This window comes from Paenibacillus soyae (assembly GCF_024623455.1).
GTDB classification, from domain to species: domain Bacteria; phylum Bacillota; class Bacilli; order Paenibacillales; family Paenibacillaceae; genus Pristimantibacillus; species Pristimantibacillus soyae.
This window is the reverse complement of record NZ_JANIPJ010000004.1, coordinates 127,147-144,468: the sequence shown is the minus strand read 5'-3', so window position 1 is coordinate 144,468 and position 17,322 is coordinate 127,147. Positions and strand designations below refer to the sequence as shown.

The window sequence follows — 17,322 nt, the reverse complement described above, 5'->3', positions numbered from 1 at the left end:
TTCACGGATGAGAAAACCTAATATTTTGTTGATTACAAGCGACCAACAGCATTGGAATACGATCGGGGCGTTCAACCCCGAGCTTCGGACGCCGAACCTGGATCGGCTGACCCGGGAAGGGACGATGTTCTCGCGCGCGTATTGTCCGAATCCAACCTGCACGCCTAGCAGAGCCTCCATCATAACGGGCATGCATCCAAGCCAGCATGGGGCGTGGACCCTCGGCACAAAGCTGCTGGAGGACCGTCTTACGGTAGGAGACGAGCTTCGCGATGCTGGTTACCAGACGGCCCTAATTGGCAAGGCGCATTTCCAGCCGCTTCGTTCGACGGAGGAATATCCTTCGGTCGAGGCCTATCCCGTGCTGCAGGATTTGGAGCATTGGAAATCGTTCGAAGGTCCGTTCTACGGCTTCGACCATGTGGAGCTGGCGCGGAATCATACGAACGAGGCGCATGTCGGCCAGCATTACGCGCTATGGATGGAAGAGAAGGGGTGCGTGAATTGGAGGGACTACTTCCTGCCGCCGACGGGCACGATGGATCCTTCCCAAACGTATAAGTGGCCGATTCCCGAGGAGTTTCATTATAATACGTGGATCGCGGAACGGACGAGCGCGCTGCTCGAGCAGTACAAGGATACGGGCGAGCCGTTCATGCTGTGGTCCAGCTTCTTCGATCCGCATCCGGAATATTTGGCGCCGGAGCCTTGGGATACGATGTACGACCCGGACAGCTTGACGATCCCGTCGCTCGTGCCGGGCGAGCATGACCGGAACCCGCCGCATTTCGGCATGACGCAGGAGGACAATCCGGATTTCTCCCATTTGATGGAGAGCGGGTACGGCATTCACGGCTATCGCTCCCACCACGAATACGAATACGGCGCCAATGCGAGATTGACCGATTACGACAAGAAGAAGCTGGTCGCCGTTTATTACGGAATGATCAGCCTGATGGACAAATATATCGGTCATATCCTGGATAAGCTGGATGAGCTCGGTATGGCGGACAACACGATCGTCGTGTTCACGACGGATCATGGCCATTTCTTCGGGCAGCACGGACTGCAGGCCAAAGGAGGCTTCCATTACGAGGATCTGATCAAGCTGCCGTTCATCGTCCGTTACCCGGGGCAGGTGCCGGCCGGCAAGCGGTCGGACGCCATTCAGTCGCTCGTGGACCTCGCGCCGACGTTCCTGTCTTTCAGCGGCGTTCCCGTTCCGCACGCGATGACGGGCGTCGACCAGAAGGAGGTTTGGCTGGGGAACAAGCCGTATGCCAGGGATCACGCGATTTGCGAATTCAGGCACGAAGCAACGACCATTCATCAGAAAACGTACGTGGACGAGCGCTACAAAATAACGGTGTACTACAATCAAACTTACGGCGAGCTGTTCGACTTGGCCGAGGACCCCGGAGAGCTGCATAACCGATGGGAGGATCCCGCCTACGCGGATTTGAAATCGGAGCTGCTGCTGAAGTACATCTGGGCCGAGCTTGGCAAGGAGTCCATGCCGATGCCCCGGATCTGGCACGCATAGCAGGGCACCCGCATCGGTACAAGGCCGAGCGTCAACGTTCATAATCATCGAGAGAGCTTCCGCCAGAAGCTCTCTTTTTTGTTCACCGTAGAAATTTCCCCTATCCTTGCAGGATATTCTCCTTTCCATTCTTGAAGGTCCCCGTCAAAATAGAAGTATCCGCAGAAGCTTCTTCTACTGTTTTATTCGCTCCCTCATTTCTTTCCAACCTGTTAGCAAATCCGCCACTCATCGCACTCTGAATCTACAACCGTACTCATTACGACAAAAAGGAGGTGCTATTCGTTACGGCTGAATTGTAATCGCTTACATGTATAGTGACTATGATTTCATTCCATCGGCGAAAGGGGATTTCTATGACATTAGTACATACCGGTAAATTAACTCCTGCAATGAGAGGTTTGATCGCCGCGTTAGCGGCTCTGCTCGTCGTAACCGGCTTCCAGCTCACCGCACCGAAAGTCGAAGCGGCCGAAGCGGCCGCTGCGGGCGGCAAGATTATAGTAGGCTATTGGCATAATTTCGATAACGGCTCCACCAATATTAGGCTGAGAGACATTTCGCCCGACTTCGACGTCATCCAAGTCGCGTTCGCGGAGCCCCTGGGAGGCTCGCATACGGGGAACATGGCCTTCGTTCCGTATAACGCGACGGTGGCAGAGTTTCAAGCCGACGTCGATTACCTGCAAGCCCGAGGGCAGAAGGTGCTGATCTCGATCGGCGGCGCCAACGGCACTGTCGAGCTGATGACAGCACAGGCAAAGCAGACGTTTGTCAGCACGATGAAGGGCATTATTGATCTGTACGGCTTCGACGGCTTCGACATCGACCTCGAAGGCAGCTCCTTGGCGCTGAACGCGGGCGATACGGATTTCAAGAATCCCACAACGCCGAAAATTATAAATTTGATCGCGGCTTCCAAAGAGATTTTGGCCGGCTACGGTTCGGGGTTCATGCTGACAATGGCTCCGGAGACCGCTTACGTTCAGGGCGGCTCCAGCACGTACGGCGGTCCATGGGGCGCGTATCTCCCCGTTATTCACGCGCTGCGCGGGGACCTCGATTATTTGCACGTTCAGCATTATAATTCCGGTTCCATGATGGGCCTCGACGGCAGATCCTATACGCAAGGCACGCCGGACTTTCACGTGGCGCTGGCCGAGATGCTGCTTGTCGGCTTCCCGGTCGGCGGCAACGCGAACAACATGTTCCCGCCGCTTCGCGCGGACCAAATCGTGATCGGCCTGCCGGCCTCCCCGCAGGCGGCGGGGGGCGGGTATACGTCCCCGGCGGGCGTTCATAAAGCGCTTGACTATTTGATCAAAGGCCAGTCGTACGGGGGCAGCTACATCCTGCGAAACCCTGCAGGCTATCCGGAGCTATCCGGGGTCATGACCTGGTCGATCAACTGGGATAAATTCGTGAATTACGAATTTTCGACGAGTCACCGCGCCTATCTAGACCAGTTCGGAGGCGGCAGCGGGGGCGGGGATGACACGACGCCGCCGACGGCGCCGGCGAATCTGGTCAGCACGGGCAAAACCTCGTCCAGCGTCAGCTTATCTTGGAGCGCCTCGACGGATAATACCGGCATTGCGAGCTACGTCGTCGAATACGGAGCGGGGCAGACGGCAAGCGTGACCGGAACGACCGCAACGGTGAGCGGGTTGTCCGCCGGCACATCTTACACCTTCAAGGTGAAAGCCAAAGACGTCGCAGGCAATATGTCGCCGGCAAGCGCGGGAATTACGGTCACGACGGATGCGGGGGGCGTCTGCAGCGTTCAAGCCTGGAGCGCAGACGCGGTATATACACAGGGGCAGCGCGTCTCCTACGGAGGAAGCTTATATGAAGCGCAATGGTGGACCAAAGGAGACCGTCCCGATCTAAGCGGGGCTTGGGGCGTGTGGCGAACGGTCGGGTCATGCGGAAGCGGTCCCGGCACGGGCAGAGGAGGCGATACGGCGGCGCCGACCGCGCCAAGCGGACTCGCAAGCACCAGCGCGAACGCGAGCTCTGTCAGCCTCTCGTGGATGGCTTCGAGCGACAATGTCGGCGTGACGGGGTATACGGTCTATTATGGTTCGGCAAGCGTTAACGTAACGGGCACTTCCGCGATAATAAACGGACTTACCCCTAGCACCGCCTATACGTTTACCGTCAAGGCGAGAGACGCCGCCGGCAACTTGTCGGCAGCCAGCAGTCCGCTGCAGGCTTCCACGACGGGCGGAGAGGGCGGCGGAGACTCATCGGCCTGGACGGCCGGAAAGAGCTACGCCGCGGGAGATATCGTTACCTTCGCCGGCCAAACCTACAAATGCCTTCAGCCGCATACCTCGCTTGCGGGCTGGGAGCCGCCTAACGCTCCCGCCCTTTGGCAGCATCAATAAAAACAGCAACGGCCTCGCGCGCCGCTTTGGCGCGCAGAGGCCGTTATTCATGCGTCGTCCTACTTTTTCAGCTTAAAATGCACGACTGCGCTGTAGCGCATCTTCTCGCTTCGGGGGTCGAACACCGCCTGATGGGACACGGCGTGCACGTCCAGCATTAAGGCTTTGTTGACCTCGATCGCTTTCCCGATCTGCTCTTCCAGCGACTTCAGGTTGGAAGCTTCGAAAAATTCGATTTTCGTTTCGATAAGGTCGAGTCTAAACTCCATTCTTCTTCCGTTCCTCCTCAATCCTAATGAAGATACACGACTACGTTCATTATAACCTGCTTCGTCAAGCCATCCAATCGGATAGTATTCAATCCACATATGGAATGGTAAGATGAGGTAATCATTGTACGAATAGGGAGGAGTCTCTTTTTGGAACCGAATGTTGCAGAATCTTTGTCATCCAGCATGGGGGAGAAACCGCTTGCCGTAAGAATCTGGCAATATAAGCTGCATTACGTGATCGTCATTTCCGCCATGATTTTTTTGTTTGTTTTTAAAATATGGCCTTTGCTGCAAGGGCTGTATATGTCGATGGTCGACTATAAGCCTTTCCTTGGTTTATTCGCAAGCGAGTGGATCGGCTTCGGGAATTACCGGATGCTATTTTCCCAGCCATATTTCCGGGAAACGTTCGTGAATACGGTAACGTATAAGCTCGCCTATTTCGCGCTCTCGGCCGGTATAGCGTTCGCAGCCGCCATCTCGCTCAGCGGGATCCGTTCTCCTCGGTTACGGGGGTGGAGCGCGTCCGTTCTAGTGCTGCCATACTTTTTGCCATCCGTCCTTGTCGGTTATTGGATTCTTCTTTTATTTAATCCATCGCTTTCGCCGTTTTCGTTGTCCGAACGGCCTTTGCTCCTCGGAAGCGGATCGTCCGTGCTTATCCCGCTCTCGGCAGAAGTTTTCAAAACCAGCGGTATTTCCATTCTGGCAGCCGTAACGGCAATTGCGGCCAAGCACGCTTCCGCGACATCGGAGGTACAGAGCGCCCACGGTTTTTGGAGAATGACCGGCAAGCCTGCCGCGAGAGCTATTATCGCCGTTGCGCTTATTCAGCTGTCCGTTTTCGCTACGACGGATCAGGAGCTTCTGCTCCTTCTCATTAGTCCGTTAACTTACGAAAACTTGGGAACGATCGATTATTTCGTATATCAAACAGGGCTGATGAATGGGCAATACAGCATGGCTTCAGCCGCCTGGTTCGTGAAATACGCGATTCAGATCGTCTTCGCGGCAGCTGCTTATTTCGTGATAAGAGGGTCGTTTCTAGCCGATCTCTTCCATCCTTTGGCCCGCGACGGGATCGCGCCTCAAAGAGGTTCCGGCTCAAGGGTGGCCGGGACTGCCGTTTCGATTCTATCCATAATTGCTGTTGTCGCGATAATGATTCTATTATTCGTTTATCCGTTTTTTGCACCCGGAGAGAAACAACTGGCGATTGGCGATCTGATCTCCGTACCCAATCTTATCGTCTATGTGCTGTTATACGGGGCGGCGACAATCGTAAGCATGCTCTTCGCGCTTGTACTTGCTTACCCGATGACCGTCAACCGATTGCCCGGCAGAACGTTTTACCGGCTGTTCTTGATTATTTGCATGTTTTCGGGACCGGCCGTTATTCATGAATATATGTTTTTCCGTAATGCGGGAATGGTGAACACGGTGTTTCCGCTTGCGCTTCTTGGGATCACCAATTTCGCGGCGGTCTTCGTGCTCAAAAGCATCTTCAACAGCAAGCACGCGCATCTGAAGATGCAAGCAGAGAAGGAAGGAAAAGGAGAGCTTGCCGCCTTCTTCACGCTATTTGTTCCGAACATATGGAAACCACTAATCGGTCTCGGCGTGCTTCAATTCGTCCTGCTATGGCATTCCTATCTCCCGTCCGTCCTTTATATTAACGATCCTTCGCGGCAAGCGCCGCTGACATTCCTGTTTAACATGACCCGGATGGAACCGGAGGTTATGGCGGATCCCGCCGTTATGCAAGCGGGAGCATTGCTTAGCTTGCTGCCGGTCGCGTTGTTCCTGGTCTTCCGAAGATGGCTGACCTCCGAGGTGATGCTTTCCGCGCTCGTGAAAAAATAAGTTATTAACAAAAGTTCTGAAATTGTTAACGATTTGAACGCGTGTCGGGATTTATTTTAGGTACAATAAGGGGAGTAGAGAGGAGGGGCAGAGATGGCGAACGTACCGGCATCGGTGTGGATCTTTTCCGGCATTATCATCGCTCTTGTTACTTGGATGACGTTATGGGTAACCAAAAAAGCTTACTCCAAGAAGTGGGAAGATTCGGAAGAATAAATCGCGAGTTTGCGTGAAATAATATCGGCGGTTCCCGGACAGCATTCGGGACCGCCGGTTTTTTTGTCGGCTAGATATAAAAAAGAGCATCTTCGCAAAAGCGAAAATGCTCTGATTATGTAAGTTTAACTTACCGAGGGAAAAATGGTGCCGCCGAGAGGACTTGAACCCCCAACCTACTGATTACAAGTCAGTTGCTCTACCAATTGAGCTACAGCGGCTTGTCCCTGTGTTCCTCGAACACAAGACTTATTATTACACACAATGAATTCATTATGCAAGCCTTTTTGCGAAGTTTAAATTTTCAGAAAAGTCATAAGTTCAACCACGCTTTTTTCAATCTTTTTACGCCGTCTTTGAGCTGCTGCTCGGACAAGCCGCCGAAGCCTATCATGACATAAGAGGGAGGACAATTCTTTGGCTCGTTCCAATGCTTGGCTGGCGAGTATACCCTGCAGCCGCTGGATTCGGCGAGCTCCATCAGCTGTTCCGTGCCCATGCCCGGCACATCCAGCAGCAGGTGCATGCCCGAGCTGTCTCCGATAACGCGGGCGCGATCTCCGAATTGGTTGCGGATCGCGTCGATCAACGTTTTATGGCGGATCTGATATACGCGTCTCATTCGTCTGACATGCCGGGCGAAATGGCCTTGCTTCATGAAGATCCACACGGCTTGTTGAATGATCGGCGAAGACGCTTGACTGTATGAGCCGAGCTTGCGCCGTACCTGATCTAGCAGCTTCGAAGGCAGAATGGTGTAGCTCAGCCTGACGCCCGGGAGAAAGGACTTGGAGAAGGTTCCCGTGTAGATGACCCGGTCATGCGTATCCAGCGCTTTGAGAGCGGGAATCGGAGCGCTGTTGTACCGGAATTCGCTGTCATAATCGTCTTCGATGATGAAACGATCATGCTCGGCCGCCCATTGGAGCAGGCGCAGGCGCTTCTGTACCGGCATCACCATGCCCAAAGGAAACTGATGGGATGGCGTGACGTACACGGCTTTCGCCCGGCCCGCGGCATCCTGCAGCTGCTCGACGTCGATGCCGTCATGGGCGATTCCGATCGGCTGCAAAGCGCAGCCAAGGTGACGGAATACGGTTTTGACCCCGTCATAGCCGGGCTCTTCCATCGCGATGACGGACGTTTGAAGCTCAAGCAGCTGAACGAGCATGCTAATCGCGTGCTGCGTTCCCGCGCAAATATAAATTTGGTCTGCCGCGCAATCCACGCCGCGCGATTGGTACACGTAACGCGCGATTTCTTCCCGAAGGCCCAGATGGCCGAAGGGGTCGCCGTATCCGAGCACATCCAGGGGATTCGACGATAGCGCCTCCGTCATGCATGATCGCCAGATGGAATGCGGGAACCGGTCGAAGGCGATATCTCCATACCGGAAGTCGAATTCCGGTTTCTTCTGCTTCTCAAGCCTGGCCCGGTTATTTGCGTCTGGCACATGGGAATCCGCGGGATGGGGAGGGATAAGCTCGTCCAGAGGCTGCACGCGGTAGCCGCCGCGCTCTCTGCTCGCGACATAGCCTTCGGCCACGAGCTGACCGTACGCGGCTTCTACCGTGTTCTTGCTGATGCCGAGATGCTGCGCCAGCTGGCGGATGGAAGGCAGCGATTGCTCCGCGGACAACGAGCCGGTCTCGATTTCCTTGCGGACATAGTGGTACAGCTGCAAATACAGCGGCGATCGGCTGTTTTTGTCCAACAACGGCGTTATAGCGATCATATTCATTATATGTTCTGTCCCCTCCTTTACTGTCAATTCTGTCACTTTCGGCAGTGACAGAAACGGTATATAGTGACAATAACACAGTCAATGGTTCATTGAGAAGGGGAGAGACGCATGTTTACGGTAAGATTGCAAATACGAGAATGTACGGATGAAAGCAAAATCGACGCTTTTCTGAAGCAGGCGGAAACAGGGTTTTTGGGCTTGTCGGACGAAGGGAAGCCTTACGTCGTGCCGCTCAACTTCGCATGGCTGAAGGATCGGAACGCCTTTTATTTTCATGGGGCGGAAGAAGGACGCAAAATGCGCGTGATGGAGCACAATAACGAGGCGTGTCTGACCATAAGCGAATCGTACGGGACCATCCCTCATCCTGTGCCCGCCAAGACGGATACCGCTTATATGAGCGTCATGGCTTTCGGACAGATCGAACCCGTGAAGGATTTGGACGAAGCGACGGAAGCGATGCAGGCGATGCTGGACAAGTACGCGCCGGGCTATTACGATTCGCCGCTAGCCAAGACGCATGTCGAACGATACCGTTCGTCGATGGGCAGCGGTACGGCGGTATTCAAGCTGAAGGTTCAGTTCCGTTCGGCGAAGGAAAACGAAAGCCGCTAACAGCCCGCGATAAATAAAGGCAGGATAAACGTCGTTTGACGCTTAGCCTGCCTTTTTGCATAAGATGGAGTTGGATTATGCCGTTTCGCCTTCGAGCTCCGGCTGCTCGATTTGCATTTCGATCTTGCGGATGCGGTTTTTGCTTGTTTCGCGGATGATGAACTTCAGATGCTCGAACTGATGCTCCTTGCCGGGCTTCGGATCGACCAGCTTGCTGTAGAGCCATCCCCCGATCGTATCGACGTCTTCTTCCTCGAAATTCATGCCGGTCAGATCGCCCAGCTCGTCGAGCAGCACCTTGCCGTCAAGCAGGTAGCAGTTGTCCGCCAGCTGTTCAATCTCCTTGCGCTCATCCGCGTCGAATTCGTCGCGGATCTCGCCGACGATCTCCTCCAGGATGTCTTCGATCGTGATAAGTCCGGAGGTGCCGCCGTATTCGTCCACCAGAATCGCGATATGCACGCGTTCCTGCTGCATGCGCTTCAGCAGCATCTTAACGGGCGTTACTTCCGATACGCTGAGAACGGGGTGAATCAGCTTCTTCATATCGAACGCTTTGTCGACGTCGTATTCAAGGAACAGCTGCTTCGTATTAATCATGCCCACGATATTGTCTTTGCTCTCGAGCGCGACCGGGAACCGCGTATATTGCTCCTTGCGGATAATCTCCAGGTTGTCCTTGAGCGAATAGTTCGTATATAAACAAATCATGTCTGTACGAGGGACCATAATTTCTTTGGCCAGCAATTCGTCGAAAGCGAAGATCCGGCTCACATAGCCGTACTCCGTGTTGTTGATTTTGCCGCTTTGGTAGCTCTCGTTCAGAATCAATTGAATTTCTTCTTCGGAATGCGCTTCTTCGTGCTCGGTCATGGGCTTCAGACCGAACATGCGGACTAGCGCGTTGGCGGAGCCGTTAAGCAGCCAGATGAACGGGAACATGAGCCGATGGAAAAAGATAATTGGCTTTGCCGTTAAAAACGAGATGTATTCCGCTTTCTGGATGGCCCACGATTTCGGCGCGAGCTCGCCTACGACGACGTGAATGAACGTAATAACCACGAACGCGATGCCGATGGACAAAGCATGGCTAAGCGTTTCGTTCATTTCCATTCCTTCAAAAACGGGTAAAAGAATTTTTTCTACCGTCGGTTCCCCCAGAAAACCAAGCCCGAGGGCGGTAATTGTAATACCGAGCTGGCATGCCGACAAGTAGGCATCCAGATTGCTCGTCACCTTCTGAACGGCGAGCGCGTTCTTCCGGCCCTCCTGCACCAACTGCTCGATCCGGCTCGCCCGCAGCTTAACGATGGCAAACTCCGTCGCGACAAAAAATGCAGTCAAAAAAATTAGAAGAGCAATCATGAATAAATTCAGACCTATACCGTCACTACCCATTTTGGATTCTCACAACCCTTTTATAGTTATAGTTTTATATTTACTTATGCCTTACTATAGCGAAAGATTACAAGTACTGACAACCGCCAAAAGGGACCTTATTAGGCGCTCAGGTTCAATTAGGGCGAATTATTCGATTCGGGAGCGTCATTCTCATCGATTTTCGACCCTTTACAAGCGCAATTCGCAGCCGTAAGATGAGTTCATATGAACGGATTACGTCAGGATGGGAGGCGGGAAAGATGCAAACCTATTCGCTCACGCGGCAGGAGCTGGGATCTCTGCTTCAGGCGCTTGATCGTCAGAACGATTTGAAACCGTCGGATATATTAAGAAGAGCCTGGTTCGGCAAGAGCCCGCCGCCATCGCCGGAATTCCTGCCGCAGAGCATTCTTCCTCCTATAGTGGAGAAGCTGATGCGAAGCGGAGAGCGCAAGGGCTTCTCCCTGCACGAGATTTCCGATTTGGGCCAGCTTCTTGATTTCTCGACGCTGTCCGTCACTTCCATGCAGAACTGGGTAAAGCGGGATTTTAAGCCTTATTTCCAATGTCCGGGCGCCGGCAAAAAGTATTCGCTGAATCAAACCGCCATGCTGTTAATGATAGACGATTTAAAGGCCAACCTCGATTTCGAATCAATCCGGGGGCTTTTTGCGATTTTGTTCCCCCTGCCGGACGAACCGAAAAAATGCGATGAATATGCAAACGGCATAACGCCGCTGAACTTGTTCGCTTTTTATTCCGGATTATATGAAGATTTGAATCTTCTTAACGCCTGGGATTCCTTGAACGGAGAGCTGTTGGAGCAGAAGGTGAGGGAGCGCGCGGCGAGAACGGCGAGCGCGATGCCCGCGCTGCCCGAGAGGCAGAGGAAGGCCGTCCGTAACATCCTGTTCGTCGCCGTCGTCTCCGTGCAAGCGGCTAAGCTTCAATCCATGGCAAGGCGCTATTGCCAAGCTACCTTATATATGAACAAACCGTAACGAGCCGCCCCTCAGCAGCTCGTCCGGACTAACAGCAGAGAGGTTGTGCGCATCGATGTTCAAGCCATTCATGAAAGCCTCCAGATTCAGGGTCATACCCGTCATGCTCATCCCGGTGGCCCTTGGCGCGCTCGGCGCCTACGTATGGGAAGGGGCGTTTCATCCGCTCTTGTTTCTCCTGACGCTCTTCGGAGCGGGGGCAGCTCATCTTTTCTCCAATATGATCAACGATTTGTGGGATTATAAGAATGGGACGGACGGGGCGGCCAAAGGAACGGAGGGGGCCATCTCGACCAACTCCGGGTTTTTAACGAACGGTACGTGGAGCTTCGGGAAATTCCGCTTGGTCACTTGGCTGCTGTTCGCGCTCGCCGCCGCCAGCGGAATCGCGCTTAGCATCCTTAGCGGATGGGCCGTCATCGTCTTCGGACTGGCGGGGGCGTTCATCGCTTATTTCTACGTCGCTCCGCCCATCCGGTTCGGGTACAGGGGAAAAGGATACAGCGAAATCGCGATCCTGCTTGCCTTCGGCGTGCTGCCGGTTACCGGCGCTTATTACGTGCAGGCCGGCGGCTTGGATTACCGGGCGCTGCTGTTATCCTTGCCGATCGGCCTGCTGACGACGCTGATCCTGTTCAACCACCACTTCCTTCACTGGGAGGCGGACCGGTCGGCCGGCAAGAGGACGCTTGTGGTCGTATGGGGAGAGAAGCGGGCGCTCCGCTTCTCCCGGGCGCTGCTGCTTCTCGCATACGCTTCGCTGATCGTCTGCGTGATGACCGCCGCATTGCCGCTCTATGCGCTGCTTGCTCTGCCGACCGCCGTTCCGATATATTTGGTGTACGGCCGGCTGCAGGCGCATAATCCTTCGGCCGCTTATTTGCCGCTTATGGGGGCTTCTCTGAAGGCTACGGTTCGCTGCGGCGCGGTATTGATCGCGGTATTAATCATTCAAGGCGCCCTGCATTAAGTACGGGGCAGAGAAAGAGAGGACATGACAGATGGGTCATATTACAACGCTGGGCGATTTCCATACGATATTAAATGAAGGAGAGGTTTGGAAGATGGGCGGCTTCCCGCTGCCGGACGGTTCGTTCTGGCAGTACCGGGAGCCCGAGGCCGTCGTTATCGTGCGCAACGGCATTCTATACACGCGGGCAACGATCTCGCGCTCGCACGATAAAGTACAAATTCTGGATAACGCGAAGCACATGTATTATTCCGCGAAGCCGGTCGAAGTTCCGGAAGAGGGAGAAATCAGCTTCGAGCTTAAGATCAGGGCGCGCACGCAGAACACGGCCCCCGGAGACTTGTACGACGGATACGTGTCGCTTAATCTGCTGGACTTCACGACGGGAGGCGCGCTAGACTTCTTCGTGGGCAACGATCAGTTCGCAAGCGTCTACGCCGTGCTTCCGTTCCCGGGCGTGACCGTTCCGGAGACAAGCGGGACCAAATACTTCTGCGTGTTCAAGGAAGAGAAGGAAGGCTTCGCGCCGAGGGAGTTCAACACGTACAAAATTACGTACAATCGCGCTACGGACGAGACGGCGTTTTACGTTAATGGCAATCTAGTGCGGAAGGAAAGCAACACGCCGGTCAAATTCAATCAATTCACGGTTGCACTCGGCATTATGACGGAGAAGGACTTGACGCCGGAAGGAAGCGTCTCGGCGCATGGGCAGACCGTTATAGCGGAGTGGTCGCCGATTACGATCGAAGTGAAGGAATAACCCCTCTTCCGAAGGAGAACAAGCATGTTATTCGTGTTGATCGCATTATGCACGATCGCGGCGATTCTATGGCTGTCCGAGCCGGGCTCCGCCGTCAACCGTAGGCTCGGCGCGCTCGCTTTCAGCGGGGGCGCCGGAGCGCTGGCGGCGATACTGGACGCGGATTGGATTCCTTTCGCCGCCGATGCCGGCGCCAATGCCGGCACGCTGCTTGCCTTATACCGGCTGCAAGCGTTCTCGTCCGTGTTTTCGTACTATGGCATTCCTTATTTTTTCTTATTGTTTGCGATGTCTTATCGGGGTATTCGGTTAAACCGCCGGCTTTCCTTCGCGATTCCCGGGCTGCTGCTGCTGCCGATCGTTTACTGCCTCGTCTTTACGCCACCGTATAACGAGCTGTATCCGATCACGTTCGGCATCGTCGTATGGTGGGCCGTGCCGTATATCGCGGCGGGCGCCGGCTTCATCCTCACGAAACGCGTGCCTCCGACCGTGTTCGCCAGAACGCACTGGGTTGTTTGTTTCGCCGTTTTGCCGCCCGTCCTGTTCGCGATGATCATGAATTACGTGCTTCCGAGCATGGGCATGCTGCGGATGTGGGTGTACAACACTTGGATCGTCGGTCTCGGCACGCTTGTGTTCATTCTCGGTATGTTTACATATGGATTTATGGGTATTCGAATATTAATCGACCGGAGGCGTTACGATTCCACGCTGCGAGCCGTTACCTCCGGTACGGCCATGCTGAATCACGCGATCAAGAACGACGCGGGCAAGCTGCGTTTATTCGCGGAGAAGATGAAGAGGTACGCGGCCGAAACGAAGCAGGAGGAGCTGCTGGCGGACGTCGAGGCGGTGCTGTCCGCTTCGCGCCATATGGAAGAGATGGTCGCCCGCGTCCATCGCAGGACGGAGGATCTGACACTGCGGCTCGAACGAGCGGATCTCGCGGACGTCGCCATGGAAGCGCTCCACGCGCTTAAGCCCTCTCTCAGGGGCATCGAGCTTCGGACGGAGCTTCGGCCAGGCTGGACGTTCATGCTCGATCGCGCGCAGACGTCGGAAGCGATTACGAACATCGCGATGAACGCGATCGAGGCGATGGGGAAGCAGGGCCTCCTGCAAGTATCCCTGACCGAAACGAAACGGGAGTTGATCCTGGAGATCCGCGACACGGGTCCCGGGATGGACCGGTCGATGCGCATGAACGCGTTCGAGCCGTTCTACTCGACCAAACGCACGGGGCATAATTTCGGTCTGGGCTTGCCTTATGCCTATCACGTCATGAGGAAGCATAAGGGCAGTCTCCAGCTAAGAAGCAGGAAAGGCGAAGGCACAACGTTCTATATGGCTTTTCCGAGAAAGACGCTGCAGGCGAAACGCGCCGGGGAAGAAACGCCATAGGCGGATAAGGAGCGATTACGATAGACGCGATTCGGATTGGATTGGTGGAGGATGACCCCGATTGGAAGCGGGGGCTGGTCAGTTATTTGGGCGCGGAGCCCGATTTCAAGCTGATATGGACGGCTTCGAGCGGTGAAGAGCTTCGCGCGGCGATAGCCGGAGCCGAGCAGCCGGCGGACGTCGTGCTGATGGACATTATGCTGGACGGCCGGCCCGAAGGCATCCGGCTGGCGGAAGAAGCCGCTCTCTCGACGGGAGCGCGCGTCATCATGCTTACCTCGATGGAGGAGAAGGAGCTTATTCTGCAATCGTTCCAAGCGGGGGCCATCGATTATCAAATCAAAAGCAGCTTCGAGAAGCTCCCGTCGGCGATTCGGCTGGCCTTCGGCAAACAATCGCCGATCAGCGCCGAGGCGGCGGAGAAGCTGCGGGAGGAATTCAGGAGGCTTAAGCAGCTGGAGCGGGAGTTCGAAGCGAAGAAAATGAGCGATCTCATAACCCCCTCCGAGCTGCAGCTGCTCGGCTTGATTCACGAGGGCTACTCGCAGCCGCAAATCGCGGATAAGCTGTTTATTACGCTGCGCACGGTCAAAAACCACGTGAACAATATACTGAAGAAGCTTGGGATGGACGGCTCCAAGGAAGCCGCGGCCAAAGCGAAGGAGATGGGATTGCTGGACGGACAAGAACAGCCCGGCTCCGATAAGAAATAGTACCAGGAATTGTTGGTACTATTTTTTTTGCGGGAATATTATATGATGGATTTGTAGCCAGGTACTAAGCTTTTGGAACAAGATGGAAGGGTGTATCTCATGTTCGAAATGTTTGCCTTGCCGCATTTGGCCGCGTTAGCAGCGGCATTGGCCGCTTTCGCGGCAATCGTCTTATACCGTAAGGGTTTGAGGGAAGAGAGAACGAATCGCCGATTCCGGATCGGGATGGCGCTTCTGCTCGTGCTGTGCGAAGCGGCGCTGCAGCTCTCCTATTTCATCGACGGCGAATGGAGCGCGGGATCGCTGCCTTTCCAACTATGCAGCCTGACGCTGCTGCTGTCCGCCGCGGCGCTCGCGTTTCGATGGAAGCGTCTGTATACGATCGTATTTTTTCTCGGGACGCTGGGAGCGCTCCAGGCGATGATTACGCCCAATCTTACCCAGCCGTTTCCGCACTTTCGCTACTTCCACTTCTTCATCGCGCATATCGGCATTATCGCCACGGCCGTCTATTTGCTTGCCGTCGAGCGATACCGCCCGACGCTCCGGTCCGCGTTCGGAGCCCTGGCGTGGCTCCATGTGCTTGCCATTCCGGCGGCGATCGTCAATATCGCGACCGGCACGACCAACTTCATGTTTTTGGCCCGGAAGCCGGAGACGGCCTCATTGCTCGACGCGCTGGCGCCTTGGCCCTGGTACCTGCTTCAGCTGGAGCTTGTAGCGGCCGCGCTATGCTTGACGCTGCTGGGCGTTGCTAAACTTGCATATCGAATCAACGGGAGGTTACGGGGATGAAATTAAACGAATTGTTAAAGAAGCACTGGACATCGCTGCTCGGCGCGTTGTTCGTCATTACCGCGTTTATTACGCTGTTTCAGTATACCGTCGATCAAGGATGGTTGACGAACGCGATGAAAACAGGCTTCGGCTTGCTGGCGGGGATCGGGGTCGCCTTCGCTGGTCTGAAGGTCGCGCAGAAGCCGGCATGGATCATTACCGGCGAAATCATGATGGGCATCGGCGCCTGTATTCTGTACGCCACGTTCTCGTTTGCCGGCATTTTCTACGCCTTCTGGGAGCCGACGCTTGTTCTGCTCGGGATGGCCGCCGTCACGTTCGGCATCGTCTATTACGCCTACAGATTCCAATCGCGCCTGCTGATGAACATCGCGATCGTCGGCGCGCTCTTGTCTCCGCTGCTTATGCGCCCGGAGACGGACCAAGTATTCACGTTGTTCTTGTATCTGCTCGTGCTTAACGCCGCTTTTATCGCGATAAGCCTAGTGAAAGGGTGGATGGAGCTCCGGATCGTGAGCTTCTGCGGCACGTGGCTGATGTACACGGTTTATTTTGTGCATTTCGACCCGTCGACCGAAGGAATCTGGAGCATGCCGATCCGTTACGCGCTCGCCGCGTTCCTGTTCTATACGGCTGCGCTGCTGGCGTCGTCTTGGAGAAACAAGCTGAGTTTCGAAGGCTTGGATTTATATTTGAATCTCGCGAACGGCATTTTGTTCGGTATTTGGGCGCTGACCGTATGGAGCGGCGACGTCCCGTACGGCTATACGCTCGGGTTCATCGCAATTGTCTATCTGCTCGCCGGAACCATCGTTTACAAGCTGAAAGGGAAAATGTCGGTTTCTTCCGCCGCATTCGGACTTGGCGGCATGCTGCTCTTGCTTATGGCCTTGAACAGCCTTGGGGAAGGCGTTCTGTTCAACGTCATCATGTGGGCGCTTTACGCCTGCCTGCTGACGGCGCTCGGAGCCGTTAAGCGCTGGATCGCCGCGACCATTCTCGGCGTCACGATCTGGTTCTTCCTCGGCGTATTCTGGTACGCGGTCACTTGGTGGACGGATCGCGGCGAATGGTTCGGCGTATACATTCCATTCCTTAACTGGGGAGCCGTCGCGTGGATGCTGCTTGCCGGCCTTGGCTTCTACTATGCGAGAAATCTCAAATTTGACGAATTATCGCCAAATGCGGGCCGGATCTTCTCCCGGATTTTCGCGCTGCTCTCCCACCTGATCGTCGGGGGACTGATGGCAAGACAAATTCAGAACCTGTTCACGGAGTACTGGACGGATGCTCCGAAGGTCTACATGGGACTTACTTTATCCATCGTCTGGGCCGTCTACGCGCTGATCCTTATGTTCTGGGGCGCCTATTACCGCGAGAACACCTTCCGCTGGTTCGGATCCGCGGTGCTGGCCATCGTCGCGATAAAGACGATCTTCATGGATCTCAGCGGAGAAGCCGCTTTGTTCAAAGTGCTTGTGCTCCTGGTGCTCGGCGGCCTCTCCTTCTTCATGACTTGGATGAACGGGAAATGGCGGGCGGACGACCGGGCAAGCTCCGAGCCTGTCAGCAAGCAATAGCTAGCAGACATCGTTTTATATGAGCGGCCTCGGGCATCCAGTAGACAGGATGCCCGAGGCCGCTTCATTT

At 55.0% G+C, this 17,322-nt stretch carries 15 protein-coding genes and 1 tRNA gene; 12 read left to right on the top strand and 4 right to left on the bottom strand.

Annotated features, from left to right (window positions below):
* Positions 1-7 precede the first annotated feature (7 nt).
* On the top strand, positions 8-1,543 hold the full coding sequence (locus NQZ67_RS07585; protein ID WP_257444294.1) for a sulfatase family protein: 1,536 nt from the start codon (positions 8-10) through the stop codon (positions 1,541-1,543).
* 356 nt (positions 1,544-1,899) lie between these two features.
* Positions 1,900-3,933, top strand: coding sequence for a fibronectin type III domain-containing protein (locus NQZ67_RS07580; protein ID WP_257444293.1), 2,034 nt, complete (start codon positions 1,900-1,902; stop codon positions 3,931-3,933).
* A 59-nt stretch (positions 3,934-3,992) separates the two neighbouring features.
* On the opposite strand, the gene NQZ67_RS07575 is transcribed toward NQZ67_RS07580, so the two are convergent.
* Positions 3,993-4,202 carry a DUF2536 family protein gene (locus tag NQZ67_RS07575; RefSeq protein WP_257444292.1) on the bottom strand — a complete coding sequence of 70 codons (210 nt, stop codon included), beginning with the start codon at positions 4,200-4,202 and terminating at the stop codon, positions 3,993-3,995.
* Positions 4,203-4,352: 150 nt separating this feature from the next.
* Here NQZ67_RS07575 and NQZ67_RS07570 point away from each other — a divergent pair, with 150 nt between their 5' ends.
* Both NQZ67_RS07570 and NQZ67_RS07565 read left to right on the top strand, forming a co-directional pair.
* Positions 4,353-6,068: a hypothetical protein gene (locus NQZ67_RS07570; RefSeq protein ID WP_257444291.1), complete on the top strand. Its 1,716-nt coding sequence runs from the start codon at positions 4,353-4,355 to the stop codon at positions 6,066-6,068.
* A gap of 93 nt (positions 6,069-6,161) precedes the next feature.
* Positions 6,162-6,284, top strand: coding sequence for a hypothetical protein (locus NQZ67_RS07565; RefSeq protein WP_257444290.1), 123 nt, complete (start codon positions 6,162-6,164; stop codon positions 6,282-6,284).
* Between the two features lie 145 nt (positions 6,285-6,429).
* Here the strand turns inward: NQZ67_RS07565 and NQZ67_RS07560 are convergent.
* Positions 6,430-6,505, bottom strand: a tRNA-Thr gene (locus NQZ67_RS07560).
* A 92-nt stretch (positions 6,506-6,597) separates the two neighbouring features.
* Complete coding sequence (pdxR, locus tag NQZ67_RS07555) at positions 6,598-8,025, bottom strand: MocR-like pyridoxine biosynthesis transcription factor PdxR (protein ID WP_257444289.1); 1,428 nt, start codon at positions 8,023-8,025, stop codon at positions 6,598-6,600.
* 111 nt (positions 8,026-8,136) lie between these two features.
* Here pdxR and NQZ67_RS07550 point away from each other — a divergent pair, with 111 nt between their 5' ends.
* Positions 8,137-8,643, top strand: coding sequence for a pyridoxamine 5'-phosphate oxidase family protein (locus tag NQZ67_RS07550; protein ID WP_257444288.1), 507 nt, complete (start codon positions 8,137-8,139; stop codon positions 8,641-8,643).
* Positions 8,644-8,718: 75 nt separating this feature from the next.
* On the opposite strand, the gene NQZ67_RS07545 is transcribed toward NQZ67_RS07550, so the two are convergent.
* On the bottom strand, positions 8,719-10,041 hold the full coding sequence (locus NQZ67_RS07545) for a hemolysin family protein (protein WP_257444286.1): 1,323 nt from the start codon (positions 10,039-10,041) through the stop codon (positions 8,719-8,721).
* 242 nt (positions 10,042-10,283) lie between these two features.
* On the opposite strand from NQZ67_RS07545, the gene NQZ67_RS07540 reads away from it, so the two are divergent.
* The 7 genes from NQZ67_RS07540 to NQZ67_RS07510 all read left to right on the top strand — a co-directional run bounded on the left by NQZ67_RS07540 (position 10,284) and on the right by NQZ67_RS07510 (position 17,252).
* Positions 10,284-11,024 carry a DUF1836 domain-containing protein gene (locus tag NQZ67_RS07540; RefSeq protein ID WP_257444284.1) on the top strand — a complete coding sequence of 247 codons (741 nt, stop codon included), beginning with the start codon at positions 10,284-10,286 and terminating at the stop codon, positions 11,022-11,024.
* A gap of 55 nt (positions 11,025-11,079) precedes the next feature.
* A complete protein-coding gene (locus tag NQZ67_RS07535; RefSeq protein WP_257444283.1) occupies positions 11,080-11,994 on the top strand; it encodes a prenyltransferase in 915 nt (304 codons plus the stop codon).
* Positions 11,995-12,025: 31 nt separating this feature from the next.
* Complete coding sequence (locus tag NQZ67_RS07530) at positions 12,026-12,757, top strand: DUF6081 family protein (RefSeq protein ID WP_257444281.1); 732 nt, start codon at positions 12,026-12,028, stop codon at positions 12,755-12,757.
* 24 nt (positions 12,758-12,781) lie between these two features.
* On the top strand, positions 12,782-14,161 hold the full coding sequence (locus tag NQZ67_RS07525; RefSeq protein ID WP_257444279.1) for a sensor histidine kinase: 1,380 nt from the start codon (positions 12,782-12,784) through the stop codon (positions 14,159-14,161).
* A 44-nt stretch (positions 14,162-14,205) separates the two neighbouring features.
* Positions 14,206-14,874: a LuxR C-terminal-related transcriptional regulator gene (locus NQZ67_RS07520; RefSeq protein ID WP_257444277.1), complete on the top strand. Its 669-nt coding sequence runs from the start codon at positions 14,206-14,208 to the stop codon at positions 14,872-14,874.
* A gap of 99 nt (positions 14,875-14,973) precedes the next feature.
* Positions 14,974-15,669 carry a YwaF family protein gene (locus NQZ67_RS07515; protein WP_257444276.1) on the top strand — a complete coding sequence of 232 codons (696 nt, stop codon included), beginning with the start codon at positions 14,974-14,976 and terminating at the stop codon, positions 15,667-15,669.
* Positions 15,666-17,252 carry a DUF2339 domain-containing protein gene (locus tag NQZ67_RS07510; RefSeq protein ID WP_257444275.1) on the top strand — a complete coding sequence of 529 codons (1,587 nt, stop codon included), beginning with the start codon at positions 15,666-15,668 and terminating at the stop codon, positions 17,250-17,252. The genes NQZ67_RS07515 and NQZ67_RS07510 overlap by 4 nt, the downstream gene beginning before the upstream one ends.
* Positions 17,253-17,322: the final 70 nt, after the last annotated feature.